This window comes from Rhizobium sp. LEGMi-198b (assembly GCF_054114205.1).
This window is the reverse complement of the sequence record NZ_JBSYVH010000010.1, coordinates 12,046-27,572: the sequence shown is the minus strand read 5'-3', so window position 1 is coordinate 27,572 and position 15,527 is coordinate 12,046. Positions and strand designations below refer to the sequence as shown.

The window sequence follows — 15,527 nt, the reverse complement described above, 5'->3', positions numbered from 1 at the left end:
CAACCTGTGCAGGCTTCAATTCGCGGGCACGGCACCGGAACGCATAAGGCGCACCGGCAACAGCTTGTAGGACGGAGTCTTCGACTTGGCGTCATGATGATCCAATGGAAACAGCGGATTGGCTTCGGGATAGTAGGCACCGCAACATCCTTCCGGAATCTCATAGGCAACGATAGTGAAGCCCGAAACCCTGCGCTCCGTCTCTTCATCGATCGCCGTCACCAGATCGACGGCTTCGCCGTTGCGGAAACCGAGGCGCGTTATGTCGGCTTTATTGACGAAGACAACCCGCCTCGTTCCCTCGACGCCGCGATAGCGGTCGCTAAAGCCATAAATCGTCGTGTTGAACTGGTCGTTGGAACGCAAGGTGGCGAGATGAAGGACATCATCACCCTGCGCGTGGAGAGCAAACTCCGGAAACAGGCGGTCGGGCGTGATGAAATTGGCCTTGCCGTTGCGGGTGACCCACTTGCGCTCCCGCGCCGGCAGCGGTCTTGGAATGCCGCCGGGATGGAACATGCGCTTGTTGAAGTCCTTGAACGTCTCCGGATAGGTTTGCTCGATGGCATCGCGGATCGTCGAATAGTCGTCAACCCAACGGTCCCATGGCACGACCCCTTTCGTCAGCGTCGCTTTTGCCATGCCGGCGATGATCGCCGGCTCCGAAAGCAATTGCGGACTGGCCGGCCGGGCTCTTCCGCGCGAACCATGAAAATGTGCGACCGAGCTTTCCACCGAGACGGCCTGTGGTCCGCTCGCCTGCTCGTCGATCTCGATCCGACCAAGACATGGCAGGAGATAGGCGATTTTGCCGTGAATGACATGGCTGCGATTGAGCTTGGTGGCGATCTGGACGGTCAGGCGGAGGTTCCGCCACGCACTCTCCATTGCCGCAGTCTCGGGGATAGCCCGCAGAAAATTTCCGCCGAGACCGATAAACGCCCGAGCCTCGCCATTGAGGATCGCTTTGCAAGTCTCGACCGTGGTGTGGCCGATCCAATCCGGCGGTTCAAACTGGTAAAGCGCGGCCAGCTTGTCCAGCGGCACGAGACCCGGCTTTTCGGTGATGCCGACCGTGCGCTGGCCCTGAACATTCGAATGGCCGCGCACCGCGCAGATATTGGCTCCCGGCTTGCCGATGTTTCCGCGCAGAAGCGCAAGATTGACGACCATCTGCACATTCTGGACGCCCATGAGATGCTGCGTTAGACCCATGCCGTAGACCATCAGAACTGCATTCGAGTTGGCGTATGTCGAGGCAGCCTGCCGCATCTGCGCTCGCGTCAAGCCGGAGACGCGCTCCAGTTCGGCCCAATCGTGGTTTCGCGCGGCAGCAGCGAATTCCTCGAAACCCGCGGTATGCTGCTGGATGAAATCGTGATCGAGGACATGTTTCTTGTCGGCAGCAGCCATCGCTGCGGCAAAAGCTACCGTTCCCGCGTCGGAAGGATCATCCGGGATCGTATCGGTTCCCGTAACCTTGCTTGTCCCGGATGCCTTCAGCGCATCGTCGGCCTCGATCAGTGCCTTGCAGACGCCAAAAAGTGCCGCGATATCGCCGCCGTTCCTGACTTGATAATATTCCGACGAGATCAGCGTTTCCTTGCCAGTGAGCATCTGACCGGGCATCTGGGGATTGACGAAGCGCTCCAGCCCAGGCTCGCGAAGTGGGTTGAAGGTGACGATCTTGGCGCCTCTGTTGACGGCATCTTGCAGATCGTGAAGCATTCTCGGCGAGGACGTGCCAACGTTCTGTCCAAGGTAGAAGATGCAGTCGCAATTCTGGAAATCGGACAGAATGGCCGTGCCGATGGATGCGCCGATGCTTTCCGGCAGTGCTGCGGACGAGCCTTCATGGCACATGTTCGACGAATCCGGCAGATGGTTGCTGCCGAACATGCGGGCGAACAATTGGTACATGTACGAGGTTTCGAGCGATGCGCGACCGGACGTATAGAAATCGACCTTGTCCGGGGATATCGCCCTCAATTCGCGGCCGATCTCTTCGAAAGCGTCCTGCCAGATGACGGGTATATATTTATCCTTTTCAGCGTCCCAACGCATGGGATGCGCCAATCGTCCCTGCTCTTCGAGATCATGATCGGGCCAGGTTTCCAGCTCGCCGAGCGTATGGGCTGCGAAAAAGGCGCGATCGGCCCTTCGGTGTGTGACTTCCCAACTGGTGGCCTTGGCGCCGTTTTCGCAGAACTCCAACGGATGGGGCTTGGCAGGCTTGCCCCACGCGCAACTGACGCACATGTAACCGTCGGGCTTGTTCTGATGCGCCAACAGGGATGGGCCTGATATCGGGATATGCTCCCGAAGAAGGATCCTACTCACCGACTTTGCTGAACCCCATCCGCCTGCTGCAGGTTTGCCGGATGTTATCCGTGGTTCGTTTCTCGGTTGCGTAGCCATGATGAAGATCCTTAATTCCCACAAAGAACCAACGACAAGCTCTTCTGTTCCCTGTCGGCGATGACAGCCGATGGCAATGGCCTCAGCCGAGACCGCCGCTAGAGATCGATGAGCATGTAAGGCTTGCCGGTGGGTCTCTCGATGTAGGCCGCGACAGTGAAAAACCGGCGCTTCGGCGGCTGTGCTACGCTCATCATGTTCACTCCAGCCTGATGACGATTACAGGTCACCGCCAAAGGATGCAGGAACAAAACACAACCCTCAGAGTTCGGATTTCCGCAAATCTTTGTGGAGGTTTTTCAAATGGGTCGCGGCATCCTACTCTGGCTTCTCGGCATACCGTTGCCGATCGTCATCCTACTTGTTCTGTTCATGCGTTAGGAGGCTGTCATGTCTCCACGCGAAGATACGTCGACGGATATCCTACCAATCGAATCCTCCAGGTCCGCCCTCGCCTGGGGGCCGATTATTGGCGGCGCCGTTGCGGCGACGGGTGTCACGCTCATCCTCCTTCTACTCGGATCGGGATTGGGTCTGACAATGGTATCGCCGTGGTCCGGCGAGAGTAGTTCCGCAGCCACTATTGGCGCGACAGCGGCGATCTGGCTCGTGGTCGTCCAATGGCTGTCCTCCGCTCTCGGCGGCTATTTGACTGGACGGCTGCGCACGAAATGGACAGCAGTCCATACGGACGAGGTATTCTTTCGCGACACCGCGCACGGTTTCCTCAGTTGGGCCTTGGCCACCGTGTTCGTTGCCGGATTCCTGGCATCGTCGCTGACATCGCTTGCCGGTACCGGCGCGAGTGCCGTCGGCAGCGTCGCTAGTACCGCCGGTGTCGTGGGTGCGACGACGGCCGCTTCGAAGGAGGGCACGGACCTCTCTACCGCCTACTTTACCGATGCATTGCTTCGGCCACAACGCGCAGGCGACCGGGCGCGCAACGACGACGGAGCGGCGGCCACAGAAGTTTCCCGCATCCTGCTTCAAGGTGCTGCAAATGGAGGAATTCCGGATGGCGATAAGGCATATATTGCCGGCATCGTTTCCGCACGGACGGGCCTGTCCGAAACAGATGCCCGTGCTCGGGTCGATACCGTCCTGAAGCAGATCAATGATGCCAAGGTCGCCGTTCAGGCCGCCACCGACAAGGCAAGGAAGGCGGCTGCAACAACAGCGCTCCTTGGATCGCTCTCGCTTGTGATCGGGGCGTTCATCGCCGCGGCGGCCGCCGCTCTCGGTGGAAAGCAACGCGACGAGGAGGAAGACCTGCTGGTCACGGACCGCCGCACAGTTTGACGCCAACCGAAGGCGCTCCGTCACATGCGAGCGCCCTCTGCCAACAGCTTGCAACGCTCTGACCCGAGACACCTCCCGGAACATTCAGGTGCTTTCCATGTTCGGTGACGACGCAATCAGGCGCCAGGAGGATCTAATGGCTACAGAGAAGACGCTGAACGACTTATTCCTTGATACCGTTAAGGACATCTATTTTGCCGAAAAACAAATCCTGAAGGCTTTGCCGAAAATGGCCCGGGCCGCCCAGCTCGAGGAAGGCAAGGCAGGATTCATGAAGCATCGTGACGAGACGCAGGCCCAGATCGAACGCCTTGATCAAGTGTTCGAACTTTTGGGCAAGCCAGCCCGCGGCAAAACCTGCGAAGCGATCCAGGGCATCATCGCCGAAGGTGAAGAGATCATGGAAGAGTATAAGGGCACGAAGGCTCTCGACGCTGGGCTCATCTCTTCGGCACAGGCGGTCGAACATTATGAGATCGCGCGCTACGGCACATTGATCGCATGGGCCAAGCAGCTTGGCCTCAAGGACGCCGTGCCGCTCCTGCAAGCGAGCCTGGCTGAAGAAGAGGCCACGGACAAAAAACTGACGCAACTTGCGCAGTCCGCGGCCAATCCTAAAGGCAAGGCGGCCTGAGACCAACGCAGGTCTCACAAAAAGCCGCTCGACGAGCGGCTTTTCCACGTAGCTGCTTCACATATTACCTTACGGGATAACACCATGGCCAAGAGGACCTCTAAGGCCGCCGGACGTGCTGTCGCCACAGTTCATGACCAAAAACTTTTTCGAGATGAAGGAGGCGAACTTCATCAATTTGCGGAAGATTGGCAACCGGTCTTGACGACTGCTCAGGGCGGTCCAGTTGCCGATGATCAGAACAGCCTGCGGGTCGGGGCACGTGGTCCTGCTCTTATCGAAGACTCTCATTTAAGCGAAAAACTCTTCCATTTCGATCACGAGCGCATTCCCGAACGCGTCGTCCATGCGCGCGGATATGATGCGCATGGTTTCGGCGCGAAGTACGACCCCGCAAAAGGAAGAGGGTGGACCGCGCAGGTGGCACAGGGCTGGCAGGAAGGGACTAAATCTACGCGATCCACCTATCAAACCAACGTCCCTGTCTTAGGTTCCCGCTCGAAATAAATAGCGATTTAGCCTCGATATTTGCCTTCGTTCATATCCGCGGGATCGTAGTTCAGATCCCAGTCCTTTTCCGGTTTCTTCTCGGCAGGCGGCCTCTTGTTCACCGTTGCGTCGGCCGATCCAGTAATGACCTTCGGTTTGGCGCTAGCGACGCCGTTGTTGCGGCTTTTCTTAACGAGCCGGCGATATTGGCCCCTCGCGTCCTTGCGGATTTCGGCCGCATCGTTGTTACCAGGATTATCCGATCTGGACATTTGTTATCTGCTGCCGCTGAACTCTGTTGTGATGAGGTGGGCCGTCCTTCAAACATTCAATCCGCACCTATTTGAGCAAAGCGTCTGGTGCCGATTGGTTCCTAGTCCTTCGAAGATTTCGTCAGAATTCCAGGGCCGTCGCGCGCGAGGATGAACTGCCCGCGTAGGTTCAGAACTCACGGTTCCGAAAGGACACGGAGATCCCTGAATCTTCATCGGCATCACGTTTCTTCATCGATCCCTCCGCAGGCCACAGGGCTTGAATTCTCACGGATCGAGAGGCTTCAGCACTTGGCATCGGGAACCCTACAGCCGCCATTCGATTATATTACGGAGATCGAGCTTGGGCATTCCGTGAGGCCACTGTGTTGAAGCTTTTCATCATCGCCCTGCTGCTTGTGAGCATGACCGCTTGCTCGGATGAACAGCAGACCAAACGCCAAATTCGTGCGTTGCTCTCCTGGACTGCGACGGCGGACATGGCCCTGGACGGACGAGCAAAAATGCTTGTGTCGAACAGCTTTACAGCACTCACCATGGAGCGATGCGGAAAGGAGATCGGCAGCCTGTCGAAGGAGCTTCCGACCTCTCCCCAGGACTTGACCGCACTGGCTGGCCGGTTGAACACGATTATCGGTGCCACGCATGACGACATCGTCAATGACCGAATAGGTACGGTTTCGCAGCATCTCGAGGATTTGCGAGGCGTCGAAGCTGAGTTGAAAGCAAGCGCCGGAACAGCACAATGAAAAAGCTGCTGCAGATATCGCTTGGTGTCGTCACGAGCATCGGCGGCTTTCTTGAAACGGGGAATATCGCAACGGCAAGTCAGGCGGGGGCGGCTTATGGTTTCACCCCTCTGTGGGCCATCATGCTCGGGACGATCTGCGTGATTTTCCTCGTCGAAATGTCGGGGCGGTTCGCAATTGCGAGCCATTATACGATCGCCGACGGAATTCGAGCCCGCTTCGGCTCCAACATTTTTCTTCTGACGGTAGCCATAGCATTTATCGTCAATCTTCTCGTTCTTGCCGCCGAAATCGGGGGCGTATCGCTTGCACTGCAGTTTCTGACCGGAGTGAAATTTCAATGGTGGTCGTTGCCGGTGACATTTGCTGTCTGGCTGTTGCTCTGGCGAGGCACGTTCGGCCTGATTGAGAACGGCATATCGTCTTTGGGGCTGATAGCTCTGTCATTCGTCGTTGCAGTCTTCGTCATGAGGCCACCATGGGACGAAGTCGCGAAAGGCATGGTGCCGACATTGCCCCGCGAAGATCCGCTGCACTATAGCTTCATCGTCGTCGGAATATTGGGCGCCCTCATCTCTCCCTATCTCCTCTACTTCTATTCTTCGGGCGCCATCGAAGATAAGTGGGACAAGAGCTACTTCGGCGCCAACCGCGCGATCGCAATCATCGGCATGAGCTTCGGCGCGATTATCACCGCCGCCATCATGATACTGGCTGCGATGATCTATCCCGCTGGAGGGATCGAAGACATCGAAGGATATGAGCAGATTGCCATGATCCTCACTCCCGCCTTCGGAAAATGGGGGCTTTATCTCTTTGCAACGTCACTCGGGATCACCTGCTTGGGCGCGACCCTCGAAGTGGGCCTTGCGCAGGCCTATCAGGTTGCGCAGGGCTTCGGGTGGAATTGGTCGGAAGACGCAAAACCGAAAGATAACCCGGCATTCTGCCTCGTCTATACGGCTTCGCTTCTGATTGCCATGATCCCGATAGCCGTCGGCATCGATCCGCTGAAACTCACCATCTTCTCGATGGCGATAACCGCCATCAGCCTGCCGTTCGGCGTGGTTCCTTTCCTCATCTTGATGAACGACCCGATTTACGTGGGAGAACACAGAAATGGGTGGGTCGGCAACGCTGCCGTCGTCTTCATCGTCGCGATGGCATTCGTACTTTCGATTGTAACCACACCCCTGGAAATCCTCGGAGGCTGACATGTATCTTGTTCGCGATGTTCTGGATAAGCAGGTCGTCGACCGTCGGCAGACTCGTATCGGAAAAGTCGACGGGATCGTGCTCACCGCAGAAAATGGCAGCCAGCCCAAGGTTGCCTTCATCGAAATGGGGACCTCAACGCGGATCCGAAGGCTGAGCCAACGGCTGTATCGTTGGATGCTCGCCTTTTCCACGACATCGCGAGCGGTCGAAGGTCAGCATCCCTATCGGATCCCATGGTCAAAAATCACGGATGTCGGCGTCGATATCGAAGCCGATGTCGACAAAAGCGAAACGCCGCTCGAACAATCGCAGGAATGGCTGAGGCAACATATCCTTCGCTACATTCCGGGAGGACTGTCGTGACGGAGATCCACCTGGAACTCCTGCTTGGAATGCAGGTTCACGACACAAATGATCGGCCGGTCGGGCGATTGGAGGAAATCAAGGCGGCAGCCGATGGAGAAGATTTCGTCATTGTCGAATATCACCTGGGCGCTCTTGGATTGTTCGAAAGATTATCGGCAACCACGATCGGTCATGCCATCCTGCGTCCCTTCGGCTTCAAGGAGCGGCCAAGCGGCCATATCGTGCCATGGGACAAGCTCGATCTGACGGATCTCTACCATCTGAAACTCAGTTGCTCCGTCGCCGAGCTTGAAACAAGAACTCTATGAACATGAGCTTTTCCGCAGGTAGATCCGTGGGCCGCTTTTTCTATGGACGAAGGCGCCGGGGCCGGATCATCGATATCTGCACAACCAGCCGATTGGTGTGCAAGCCGCTATACGTCGTCCTATCGTCGAGAGGACAATAGCTATCAGCCCTTCGACGGGCCACGTCGGGCAGGTCAGCCGCCTAGCGAAACGGCTGAACTCATCGCTAGCAGGTAATACTGCTGCGGTACGAAACAAACAGTCGTGGGGAGAAGCCCACTCTTTTGCTTTTTGACACCCCAATTTACGCGGGACCGTATTTTGCGCTGGTGTCTCCCACCTTGTCTAGGACCTCTCGTGCAGTTCCGATTGCTTCGCTGGCCGCTTCAGTCGTCCTTGAGGTGATATCCCTGCGTAGCTGGTCAGAAACTTCGCCCACGGCATCGTCCTCGAACTCCGTATAAGGTAGCGCCGCTCCAATCGCTGCGCCGACCGCAAATGCAAGCGCACCGCCGACGAGCGGCTGATCGCGAAAACGCCTGAGAATAGCTTCGCTAAGCTGCATGCTTTGATTCTCAAACGATTGCGCTGCACCTTGGACACTGCCAGCAACGGAATTTCCGGCTTGCGCAATCGACTCTTTCAGCCGATCGGCAGAGGTATTGAGCTGCCGCCAAGTGTCAGACACCCAGCCGGAAGCCTCATCGAACAAGGCGCCAGCCTCGTCACGAATGTCCTGGATCTGTTTGCCGGTCGCGTCGGTAAAACCGCGATAAGCTTTCCCGCTCTGATCGACAAAGTGGCCGGCCCGTCGGCCGGCGGCGTCCGTCATCGCCCTGAAACGATTGCCCCCTTCATCCGTGAAGTTGCTATACCGTTCGCCAAAGCTTACCTCTATGGGACCCATACGTCTTATGGCGCCCGTCACGATCGCCAGAGGGTATTCCTCCTCGGCGTCACGCCGCTCGGTGCGGGCGCCAGAATTGGCGAACAGCCAGGCGAGGCTTACCCCCAGCAAAGTGACGGGAATAGGGTTGGTCCTAACCGCCTTGCCGAGATTTTTGACATATTCAGCGCCGCCGCTCTCCCTCGCGTAATCGAGCAGTTCGTCTACGAGTTGGCCGGGGGACATGCGCTCCTCGATGGCATGGAGCTTTTCCTCGATCCTCTGCCGATCCGCCTCGATCTCTCGCTGCAGCTCGGCAGCCGAGTGGGAGTGAGAATTGTCGTTCATTGCACTCTCTCCTTTACGACGTCCACGTCCCGCCGCAGCGACGTCGCCGTTCTATCCAGCTTTAGGTTGCTGCCACGCAGCGTGGAAATCCCGCGCGCTACCATTGCCCAGGCAAGGCCCGCGACGATGACGCCGACAATAAGCGCCGAAAGCGTGTCGGCATTCGGCTCAGCTATGTTCCGTGCGACGAGAAAAGCGGCTAGGCCTTTGACGGCCGCGGCCAACAACACGCCGATGGCACCGATTGCGAATATGACGCCAATGAGCAGGGTTTCGATGCCTCCCAGCGCGCGGTTCAGATTCTCCGATGCCTCCGCCTTCGCCAGGTCGATTTCCTTGCGAAAGAGCCCGGTTATATCGGTCACTAGGCCGGCCATGAGTTCGGTCAGAGAGCGGTCATCCCAATGATTTGCCATTGTCGCGATCCTTCTGGTACTACCCGTTTTTGAGGGGCTCGACACCTTCAGGCATTGAAGGAGTCGAGGTCCGGGAATCCGTCGGGCTGTTCCGACGGGGGGCTGAGGCCATGAGCAGCCGGCTGGCTGTCAGGCCGGCAATCGCCGCGATGCCGAGAAAGGCAAGCGGCTGCCTCCGCCCGAAGTCTTCAACCATTCCCGCGATTTCCCCAAGATCACGACCCTCCATGTCGTGCGCGAAATTCTGAAGGGAACCGCCAATTTGCTTGGTGTATCGGCCGACGGCCTGTTGGTTCGATCGTCGAGTTCGGCTCCGATTTTTTCGAATGCCGATGCGATACCGTCGAGTTGGCGTGCAGCAAGATTCTTCTTATCTTCGGCCGCGTCGCTGACGGCGGTTTTCGCTTTCTCTGTTTGCTCATCGGTAAACTGCCGTAGCTCCTGTAAATTCTGCCGGATTGCTTCTTCCGAACCGTCCGTATTCGGTTTCTGGCTCGTCCCCGCTCCTATGCCTTGGCGATCGTCTGCATCTCGAGACGTCAGATCCGCAGGGCTTGGATCATCAGATTGAATGTTCATTTCGGCTCTCCCGTAGGAATCGCTAGATCAATTCCTAACTGAGCAATCGAAGCATGGTTCCTTGTTCGCAGGAGCTATTAGGACAACGTTCGCAAATGCTTACAGAGAGCCTTCTACCGCTCCGTGGAGTCGGAATAAACAAGGCGGGCGCCAAGCCCTGGCCCCGGCCCACAATTGACGGCTCAATAGGAGTGGTGGACAACGGCGTGAGAATTTTTGGCGGCATTGCGCTCGGGAACGTCTGGATACCTGCTGTCGGCATGCGTACCATAGCCAAGCTCTCCCCTTGGCAACCCGGTCATTCAAGCGTCCACAATCAGCGCCATTCGGGTTGCGTTATATTGTATCGCAATCGGCAAGCCGTCACGAACAGCCCGAAGAGTTGAGAGCGTCTCTCCACTGCGCCATTTGCAAATCAACCGACCCTATGCGGGCCGCCGTTTGGTGCGCGACCCCCTAGCAGGGCGATGGCGATCGTTGATGCCGACGAGATCGACAAGCTGTTGCTCATCATGAACTCCTTCCCTGAAAAGTTCGATGACCATTGCTGCCACTAGCTCGCCTTCTTCACTTTCGCGCTCGATGTTCCTTTTCAGCAGAATGGCATCAAAGGCGCGTTGACAGGTGTCCAAATCAATTGAATCAAGCGCCAAATCACGCTTGCTGAGATACCTGCGGATCATTCCTTTCCTGCCTCCTCTTTTGGATTTGCCGACTGAAAATGATGTAATTTTCAGCTATTAAATTTCAAGAATTTGCCGCGGAACCGGAGGCCGGAGTATCGTTTTCAGATCAAGTACCCTAAGCCACTTACACTAGACTGAACGTCGCCCTTTTTGCCTTGGTTCTCGGCGCGATCCTCCCAGACAGATTTCCCGCCACCATACGGTGGCGGGTTTTTTGCTTGTTCGGCGCTGATGGAATCGAAGGCAAAGAGGTGCCGATCTTGGAGGATTTAGACCCGAGGGCGCTCTTGAGTTCGCAGCCGTTGTAATTGTCGCAAGGTCGGGAATCTACTTCACAGGCGAACCCTCCGCAGCTTAACTACGGCAATGTTCGCAACTGCGGAACCGGCGAGTGCGGCCGCTCTGCAGGACCAAGAAACCGCGACTTCCTGTTTTGATTTTCCTTATGCCGCCTCTCCGGGAACATAGCTCCCAGTGCTTTGTTCGGATTGCGGAGGGATATCGCTATGGACAGACAATGGTGGGACCACCCCCTGATGCTCGAAACAAGACACTTGGGTCGAGCGGTCAGGATCAATAGCACCGAACGTGCCGCGGGATTTCTTTTGAACGAATGGCCGAAGGAGAAAACCGGAAGGGCCTATGAAGGCGCAAAGCAAGCGCTTCTTGACGCGGTTGAGGGGCGAATTAGCACCGAAGCAGCACGAAGTGCGATGATCGCGGCTGCGCGAGAGGATGGCGTCTTCGTATACGGGGAATAAGGTCAAGCCGTCTTCCCGAAAATGCAGGCGAGGCAACAAGAGATTTCGCAGCCGTCAGTGCGATAGGCTTGCGAATCCTGTTGCGCGACCGACCGCATCATTCGCAAACGTACCGCTCAGCAGCCGTCGATCCCAATCTCCGGGAACGGTCTGCGAATGGGACGACGCGTAGTGGTGGTGACGGGAGCAGGCTCAGGGAGGAATTGCAACCGCGCAACGGCTTATTGAAGCAGGTTATAACGTCGCTCTGGCGACCTGAATGGTTCAGCGGTCGGAAGCACTTGCGAGCGTTTGCGGCAATCAGGCAGTAAGATCATCGGCATGACCGCCAATATTTCCGGGCAAGGTCTTATACGTTAGCAGAACTTAGATGGTGTACGCGGTTTTCGACTCGGCGCGTCAACGCAACCAGCTGGCCGCCGCTCCACCTCTGCCTTCGGTCGCATATGTGTCGACATTTCGCAACTACTGTTGCGCTGGCGCGGCCTGCAGGGAGACCAATGAAGACTGTAACGCTGGATATGGTGGGGATGCAGCGAGACCAACTGCTGAAGTTGATGTTCGACGATTTCGCGAGTTTAATCGGCTTGCTCTTTAAAGGATACCAACCGCAGCTTCGCTGTGACCGGAAGGGATCTTACCAGCAGTCGGAGCTCGTGAAGGCCTTCGGAGCAGCTCTCTCGTTCAAGCGGCTTCGTCGTCGGGCCGCTCTGGGGTGCGAGCACATGACCGGGCTGGAAGGAGACTGGTGCGCGACGCGGTTTCCTTGCCTTGAAGGACTGGCGAAGAGCTAGGCAGCGTTCGCCGCGACAGGCTTCCCGAACCTGCCGATGTTCCCGTCGCCCCATGCCTTCAATGCGACAAGGATCGGCTCGAGACTGCGTCCCAGCGGCGAGATCGTGTATTCGACCTTCGGCGGAACCTGCGCGTAGACCTTGCGCTCGATCAGACCGTCGTCCTCGAGCTCGCGCAACTGGTTTGTCAACGTGCGCTGCGTGACACCCGCCACCTGCCTGCGGATCTCGTTGAACCGCATGGTTCCTCCTAGAAGATGGAAGAGGACGACGCATTTCCACTTGCCATCGATCAGGCTGATCGCCGCCTCGACCGAGCAGCCGGGATTGCAGTCGAAGCGGGAATGACGAGCCTTGGCCATGACGATATCCTTTTGATCCTTAGATGCGTCTTCGCATGTAGTTCGTACTGTTGTAGTTATTGCAGGTTTCTCGTCGCTGCAAGATGCGAGATTCGTATTCCGCGGCCTGCGGCGACATTGGAAAGACGATCACCTAGCGCAAGCAATCTATTGAATTTACGTCGTAAAGACGAGAAGTCGCCGCTTCCTGCAATCAGCTTCACGGTATCCAGAAGGATACTATTGGCAAGCGTTGTGCGTATCCAAACAGAACGCCCGTACGGCTATATGGAGGTGACTGGTTCGACGATCCCACCAACTGGAGGACCGCTGAAGCCACCCAGGAAAGCAACCTCAAGGAATTTCCAATGTCAGAAAATAGCTTCACCTCCCGTTCGATCACACGGGAAGCCGCCGCAAGGCTCGTCGCAGAAACCATCGCCGCATCGGAGCGCGTCGGCTTCGAACCAGTCGTCGCCATCGTCGACGCTGCAGGAAACCTCAAGGCTTTCGAGCGCAGCGACCGCAGCTCGTACCTCGCCGTCAACATCGCCATCGACAAGGCCTACACGGCAGCCTCCTTCGGCCTCTCGACCGCGCAGTGGGTCGACCTCCTTGAAGACCGAGGTGCGTCGAACCTTCGCCACGTCCCGCGTGTGATGGCGGCGGCCGGCGGTTTCCCGATCATGGACGACGGCATGATCGTCGGCGGCCTCGGCATCTCCGGCGGAAGTTGGGCGCAGGACCAGGAAGCTGGCGAAGAAGCGCTTCGCAACTTCGCCAAGTGAAAGCAGTTCAAGGAGCACAGAAAATGAAAGCAGTCGGATACAAGACCCCCTCGGCCATCGACGGGGCAGATTCCCTCGTAGACATCGAGATCGCCAAGCCGGTCCCGGAAGGCCACGATATCCTGGTCGAGATGAAGGCGGTTTCGGTGAACCCCGTCGATTACAAGATCCGTCGCAGCACGCCCCCGGCGGAGGGCATGGACTGGAAGGTTATCGGATGGGACGCTGCAGGCATCGTCGCCGCCGTCGGCCCCGAGGTCACCAGGTTCGCTCCAGGCGACGAGGTCTGGTATGCGGGTTCGATCCTTCGGCCGGGCACCAACGCGGAGTTCCATCTCGTCGACGAGCGCATCGTCGGCCACAAGCCGTCCAAGCTGGACTGGTCCGACGCCGCCGCTCTGCCGCTGACCACGCTGACAGCCTGGGAAGCTCTCTTCGACCGGATGAATGTGAAAAAGCCGGTGTCGGGTGCTGCGAACGCCATTCTGATCATTGGCGGTGCCGGCGGCGTCGGCTCGATCGCCATCCAGATTGCCCGGCAGTTCACCGACCTGACCGTCATCGCCACCGCGTCGCGTCCGCAGACGCGTGAGTTCGTGACGAAGATGGGCGCCCATCACGTCGTCGACCATTCGAAGCCCCTGGCACAGCAGATCGCGGATCTGGGCATCGGCGCGCCTGCCTTTGTGTTCTCCACCACCCAGACGGAGAAGCATGTGGTGGAGATCGCAGAGTTGATATCGCCGCAGGGCCGCTTCGGCCTAATCGACGACCCGAAGAGCTTCGACATCATGCTGTTCAAGCGCAAGGCAGTGTCGATTCATCACGAGCTGATGTTCACCCGCTCGATCTATCAGACGCCCGACATGATCGAACAGGGACGGATTCTCGACGAGGTCGGCGCCGCCGCCGATGCCGGCCGCATCCGCTCCACGACGACGGTGCGCCTCGGCACGATCAATGCCGACAACCTGAAGAAGGCGCATGCTCAGCTCGAGAGCGGCTCGACCATCGGCAAGGTCGTCCTCGAAGGGTTCTAACAACCGAGAGCGGCCTTTCGCGGCCGCCCTTCTGTTGCATCCGACGTTCCTATTCGTCGCCACTGCAAAATCCGGGCAGACGCAAATCCGTTTGATCCGAAGTGGGACAGCTACTTCACTGCGAGGAGGGTCTGCCATCGAAAATTACAGATCCACGCGGTGAGTCCGCATACTCTCCCGACACACAGGAACCGGCGGCTCTGGTCAAACAGGGTTTAGCGGAGGCTTGAGCCCTATGCGGGGAAACTCGCACGTACAGTTCTTAGGGAGGAGCGACCCCGCAATGGATCGTTCCTATCCGACAGGACACGCCGGAGTATGAATCACGCAATCTGGGGACCGGCGCGACGATCAAGGCACAGGCAAAGAAGCTGACCTTCCAGCCGGCCAATGCGTTGAAAGATGCGTTAAACAAATGACAACGGAAAGCCTTGCTCGGCCGAGCGCACCGGGACAAGTTCTCACAGCGCGCCCATGGCGCTCTTCATCTCGCAATGGCCATTCTTTTTCGAGAAAATCCAGAGCGCCATAGACGCCGGTGAAGTCGCGCTCCAAACCGCATGGGAATTGACGCGTTAGAATTTCTGCTTGCCGCACCTGGGTTTTCAATTGCCGCATGCCACGCTGGCCGCCCGCCAATCAGCCAAAATATGATAGCGGACGCCGCGTTCCAGCGAAACGCCGCCCATGCGATTTTCAAGAAAGACGCGGCAGGGAACGCAGGGCGCGCGGTCCCTGCCGTGCTTGAGAGCCAACTACTGATCGGGGCGGCTCTCATGCCGCATCGCGAGGGCGGCTGGCGAGTCTAGGGACAGCTCGCCGACGACTAAACATCCACCCGCTTCATTTGTTCCCGCAGAGGTCACAGTCACTCCGAAAAACTGCGACGCCGACCACACTGCTGTTCCAGGTGAGAAGCAATCACGTCGCGATTGGCGTGGTGTATGAGCAGCGTCTCGTAAAAGGCTGCCGGAATGTCTTCTGCCAATTCGGTGTCCAAGCCCTTCATGCGTAGCAAAGTAAGTTTCTGCTCCTGCTCCAGCACTTGTTGCTCGCATTCTGCGATATGGCGATCGACCATCTCAAGGTCCGCTTGGGTGAATATCATCTCCTTGCCCTTCCCGCTGGGCTGAGTGTCGCTGGCAAAAAAGCGCAC

The 15,527-nt window shown here is 57.7% G+C and carries 18 protein-coding genes and 3 pseudogenes; 12 read left to right on the top strand and 9 right to left on the bottom strand.

Going from position 1 to position 15,527, the window contains the following annotated elements; translation table 11 throughout:
* Positions 1-15: 15 nt before the first annotated feature.
* Complete coding sequence (locus ACXHXG_RS29020) at positions 16-2,418, bottom strand: FdhF/YdeP family oxidoreductase (RefSeq protein ID WP_457901523.1); 2,403 nt, start codon at positions 2,416-2,418, stop codon at positions 16-18.
* A 390-nt stretch (positions 2,419-2,808) separates the two neighbouring features.
* On the opposite strand from ACXHXG_RS29020, the gene ACXHXG_RS29015 reads away from it, so the two are divergent.
* The 3 genes and pseudogenes from ACXHXG_RS29015 to ACXHXG_RS29005 all read left to right on the top strand — a co-directional run.
* Positions 2,809-3,717 carry a hypothetical protein gene (locus ACXHXG_RS29015; protein WP_457901522.1) on the top strand — a complete coding sequence of 303 codons (909 nt, stop codon included), beginning with the start codon at positions 2,809-2,811 and terminating at the stop codon, positions 3,715-3,717.
* A 136-nt stretch (positions 3,718-3,853) separates the two neighbouring features.
* The gene (locus ACXHXG_RS29010) at positions 3,854-4,351 is read left to right on the top strand and encodes a YciE/YciF ferroxidase family protein (protein WP_283053497.1); all 498 of its coding nucleotides are present in this window, start codon (positions 3,854-3,856) and stop codon (positions 4,349-4,351) included.
* Between the two features lie 84 nt (positions 4,352-4,435).
* A pseudogene (locus tag ACXHXG_RS29005) lies at positions 4,436-4,741 on the top strand (catalase); the annotation flags it as partial.
* Positions 4,742-4,866: 125 nt separating this feature from the next.
* Here the strand turns inward: ACXHXG_RS29005 and ACXHXG_RS29000 are convergent.
* On the bottom strand, positions 4,867-5,112 hold the full coding sequence (locus ACXHXG_RS29000) for a hypothetical protein (protein ID WP_283053494.1): 246 nt from the start codon (positions 5,110-5,112) through the stop codon (positions 4,867-4,869).
* A 368-nt stretch (positions 5,113-5,480) separates the two neighbouring features.
* On the opposite strand from ACXHXG_RS29000, the gene ACXHXG_RS28995 reads away from it, so the two are divergent.
* Genes ACXHXG_RS28995 through ACXHXG_RS28975 form a run of 5 tightly spaced genes read left to right on the top strand, consistent with a single transcriptional unit; the run spans position 5,481 to position 7,969 of the window.
* Positions 5,481-5,861 (top strand): hypothetical protein, encoded by a 381-nt coding sequence (locus tag ACXHXG_RS28995; protein ID WP_104825298.1) that lies wholly within the window; start codon positions 5,481-5,483, stop codon positions 5,859-5,861.
* Positions 5,858-7,075 carry an Nramp family divalent metal transporter gene (locus ACXHXG_RS28990; RefSeq protein WP_283053491.1) on the top strand — a complete coding sequence of 406 codons (1,218 nt, stop codon included), beginning with the start codon at positions 5,858-5,860 and terminating at the stop codon, positions 7,073-7,075. The genes ACXHXG_RS28995 and ACXHXG_RS28990 overlap by 4 nt, the downstream gene beginning before the upstream one ends.
* A gap of 1 nt (position 7,076) precedes the next feature.
* A complete protein-coding gene (locus tag ACXHXG_RS28985; RefSeq protein ID WP_283053489.1) occupies positions 7,077-7,442 on the top strand; it encodes a PRC-barrel domain-containing protein in 366 nt (121 codons plus the stop codon).
* Entirely contained in the window at positions 7,439-7,753 is a 315-nt protein-coding gene (locus ACXHXG_RS28980) for a PRC-barrel domain containing protein (protein ID WP_457901521.1), read from the top strand. Before ACXHXG_RS28985 ends, ACXHXG_RS28980 begins: the two co-directional genes overlap by 4 nt.
* A gap of 42 nt (positions 7,754-7,795) precedes the next feature.
* On the top strand, positions 7,796-7,969 hold the full coding sequence (locus ACXHXG_RS28975; RefSeq protein ID WP_104825294.1) for a BA14K family protein: 174 nt from the start codon (positions 7,796-7,798) through the stop codon (positions 7,967-7,969).
* Between the two features lie 67 nt (positions 7,970-8,036).
* On the opposite strand, the gene ACXHXG_RS28970 is transcribed toward ACXHXG_RS28975, so the two are convergent.
* The 4 genes and pseudogenes from ACXHXG_RS28970 to ACXHXG_RS28955 form a co-directional block, all read right to left on the bottom strand.
* Positions 8,037-8,966 (bottom strand): DUF3618 domain-containing protein, encoded by a 930-nt coding sequence (locus ACXHXG_RS28970; RefSeq protein WP_457901520.1) that lies wholly within the window; start codon positions 8,964-8,966, stop codon positions 8,037-8,039.
* Positions 8,963-9,382, bottom strand: coding sequence for a phage holin family protein (locus ACXHXG_RS28965; protein WP_260305969.1), 420 nt, complete (start codon positions 9,380-9,382; stop codon positions 8,963-8,965). The genes ACXHXG_RS28970 and ACXHXG_RS28965 overlap by 4 nt, the downstream gene beginning before the upstream one ends.
* A gap of 19 nt (positions 9,383-9,401) precedes the next feature.
* Positions 9,402-9,961, bottom strand: a pseudogene (locus tag ACXHXG_RS28960) (nutrient deprivation-induced protein).
* Between the two features lie 425 nt (positions 9,962-10,386).
* Positions 10,387-10,644 carry a hypothetical protein gene (locus ACXHXG_RS28955; RefSeq protein ID WP_457901519.1) on the bottom strand — a complete coding sequence of 86 codons (258 nt, stop codon included), beginning with the start codon at positions 10,642-10,644 and terminating at the stop codon, positions 10,387-10,389.
* A gap of 509 nt (positions 10,645-11,153) precedes the next feature.
* Between ACXHXG_RS28955 and ACXHXG_RS28950 the strand changes: the two genes are divergently transcribed.
* The gene (locus tag ACXHXG_RS28950; RefSeq protein ID WP_349254315.1) at positions 11,154-11,408 is read left to right on the top strand and encodes a DUF982 domain-containing protein; all 255 of its coding nucleotides are present in this window, start codon (positions 11,154-11,156) and stop codon (positions 11,406-11,408) included.
* A gap of 500 nt (positions 11,409-11,908) precedes the next feature.
* Positions 11,909-12,202: a hypothetical protein gene (locus ACXHXG_RS28945; protein WP_457901518.1), complete on the top strand. Its 294-nt coding sequence runs from the start codon at positions 11,909-11,911 to the stop codon at positions 12,200-12,202.
* Here the strand turns inward: ACXHXG_RS28945 and ACXHXG_RS28940 are convergent.
* Positions 12,199-12,564 (bottom strand): winged helix-turn-helix transcriptional regulator, encoded by a 366-nt coding sequence (locus ACXHXG_RS28940; RefSeq protein ID WP_260304461.1) that lies wholly within the window; start codon positions 12,562-12,564, stop codon positions 12,199-12,201. The genes ACXHXG_RS28945 and ACXHXG_RS28940 overlap by 4 nt on opposite strands.
* Before the next feature lie 347 nt (positions 12,565-12,911).
* Here ACXHXG_RS28940 and ACXHXG_RS28935 point away from each other — a divergent pair, with 347 nt between their 5' ends.
* Both ACXHXG_RS28935 and ACXHXG_RS28930 read left to right on the top strand, forming a co-directional pair.
* Positions 12,912-13,331, top strand: coding sequence for a GlcG/HbpS family heme-binding protein (locus ACXHXG_RS28935; protein WP_260304462.1), 420 nt, complete (start codon positions 12,912-12,914; stop codon positions 13,329-13,331).
* A 23-nt stretch (positions 13,332-13,354) separates the two neighbouring features.
* A complete protein-coding gene (locus ACXHXG_RS28930; protein ID WP_457901517.1) occupies positions 13,355-14,371 on the top strand; it encodes a zinc-binding alcohol dehydrogenase family protein in 1,017 nt (338 codons plus the stop codon).
* Positions 14,372-14,802: 431 nt separating this feature from the next.
* On the opposite strand, the pseudogene ACXHXG_RS28925 reads toward ACXHXG_RS28930, so the two are convergent.
* Together ACXHXG_RS28925 and ACXHXG_RS28920 are read right to left on the bottom strand one after the other, a co-directional pair.
* A pseudogene (locus ACXHXG_RS28925) lies at positions 14,803-14,989 on the bottom strand (DUF982 domain-containing protein); the annotation flags it as partial.
* 250 nt (positions 14,990-15,239) lie between these two features.
* Positions 15,240-15,527: a hypothetical protein gene (locus tag ACXHXG_RS28920; protein WP_457901516.1), complete on the bottom strand. Its 288-nt coding sequence runs from the start codon at positions 15,525-15,527 to the stop codon at positions 15,240-15,242.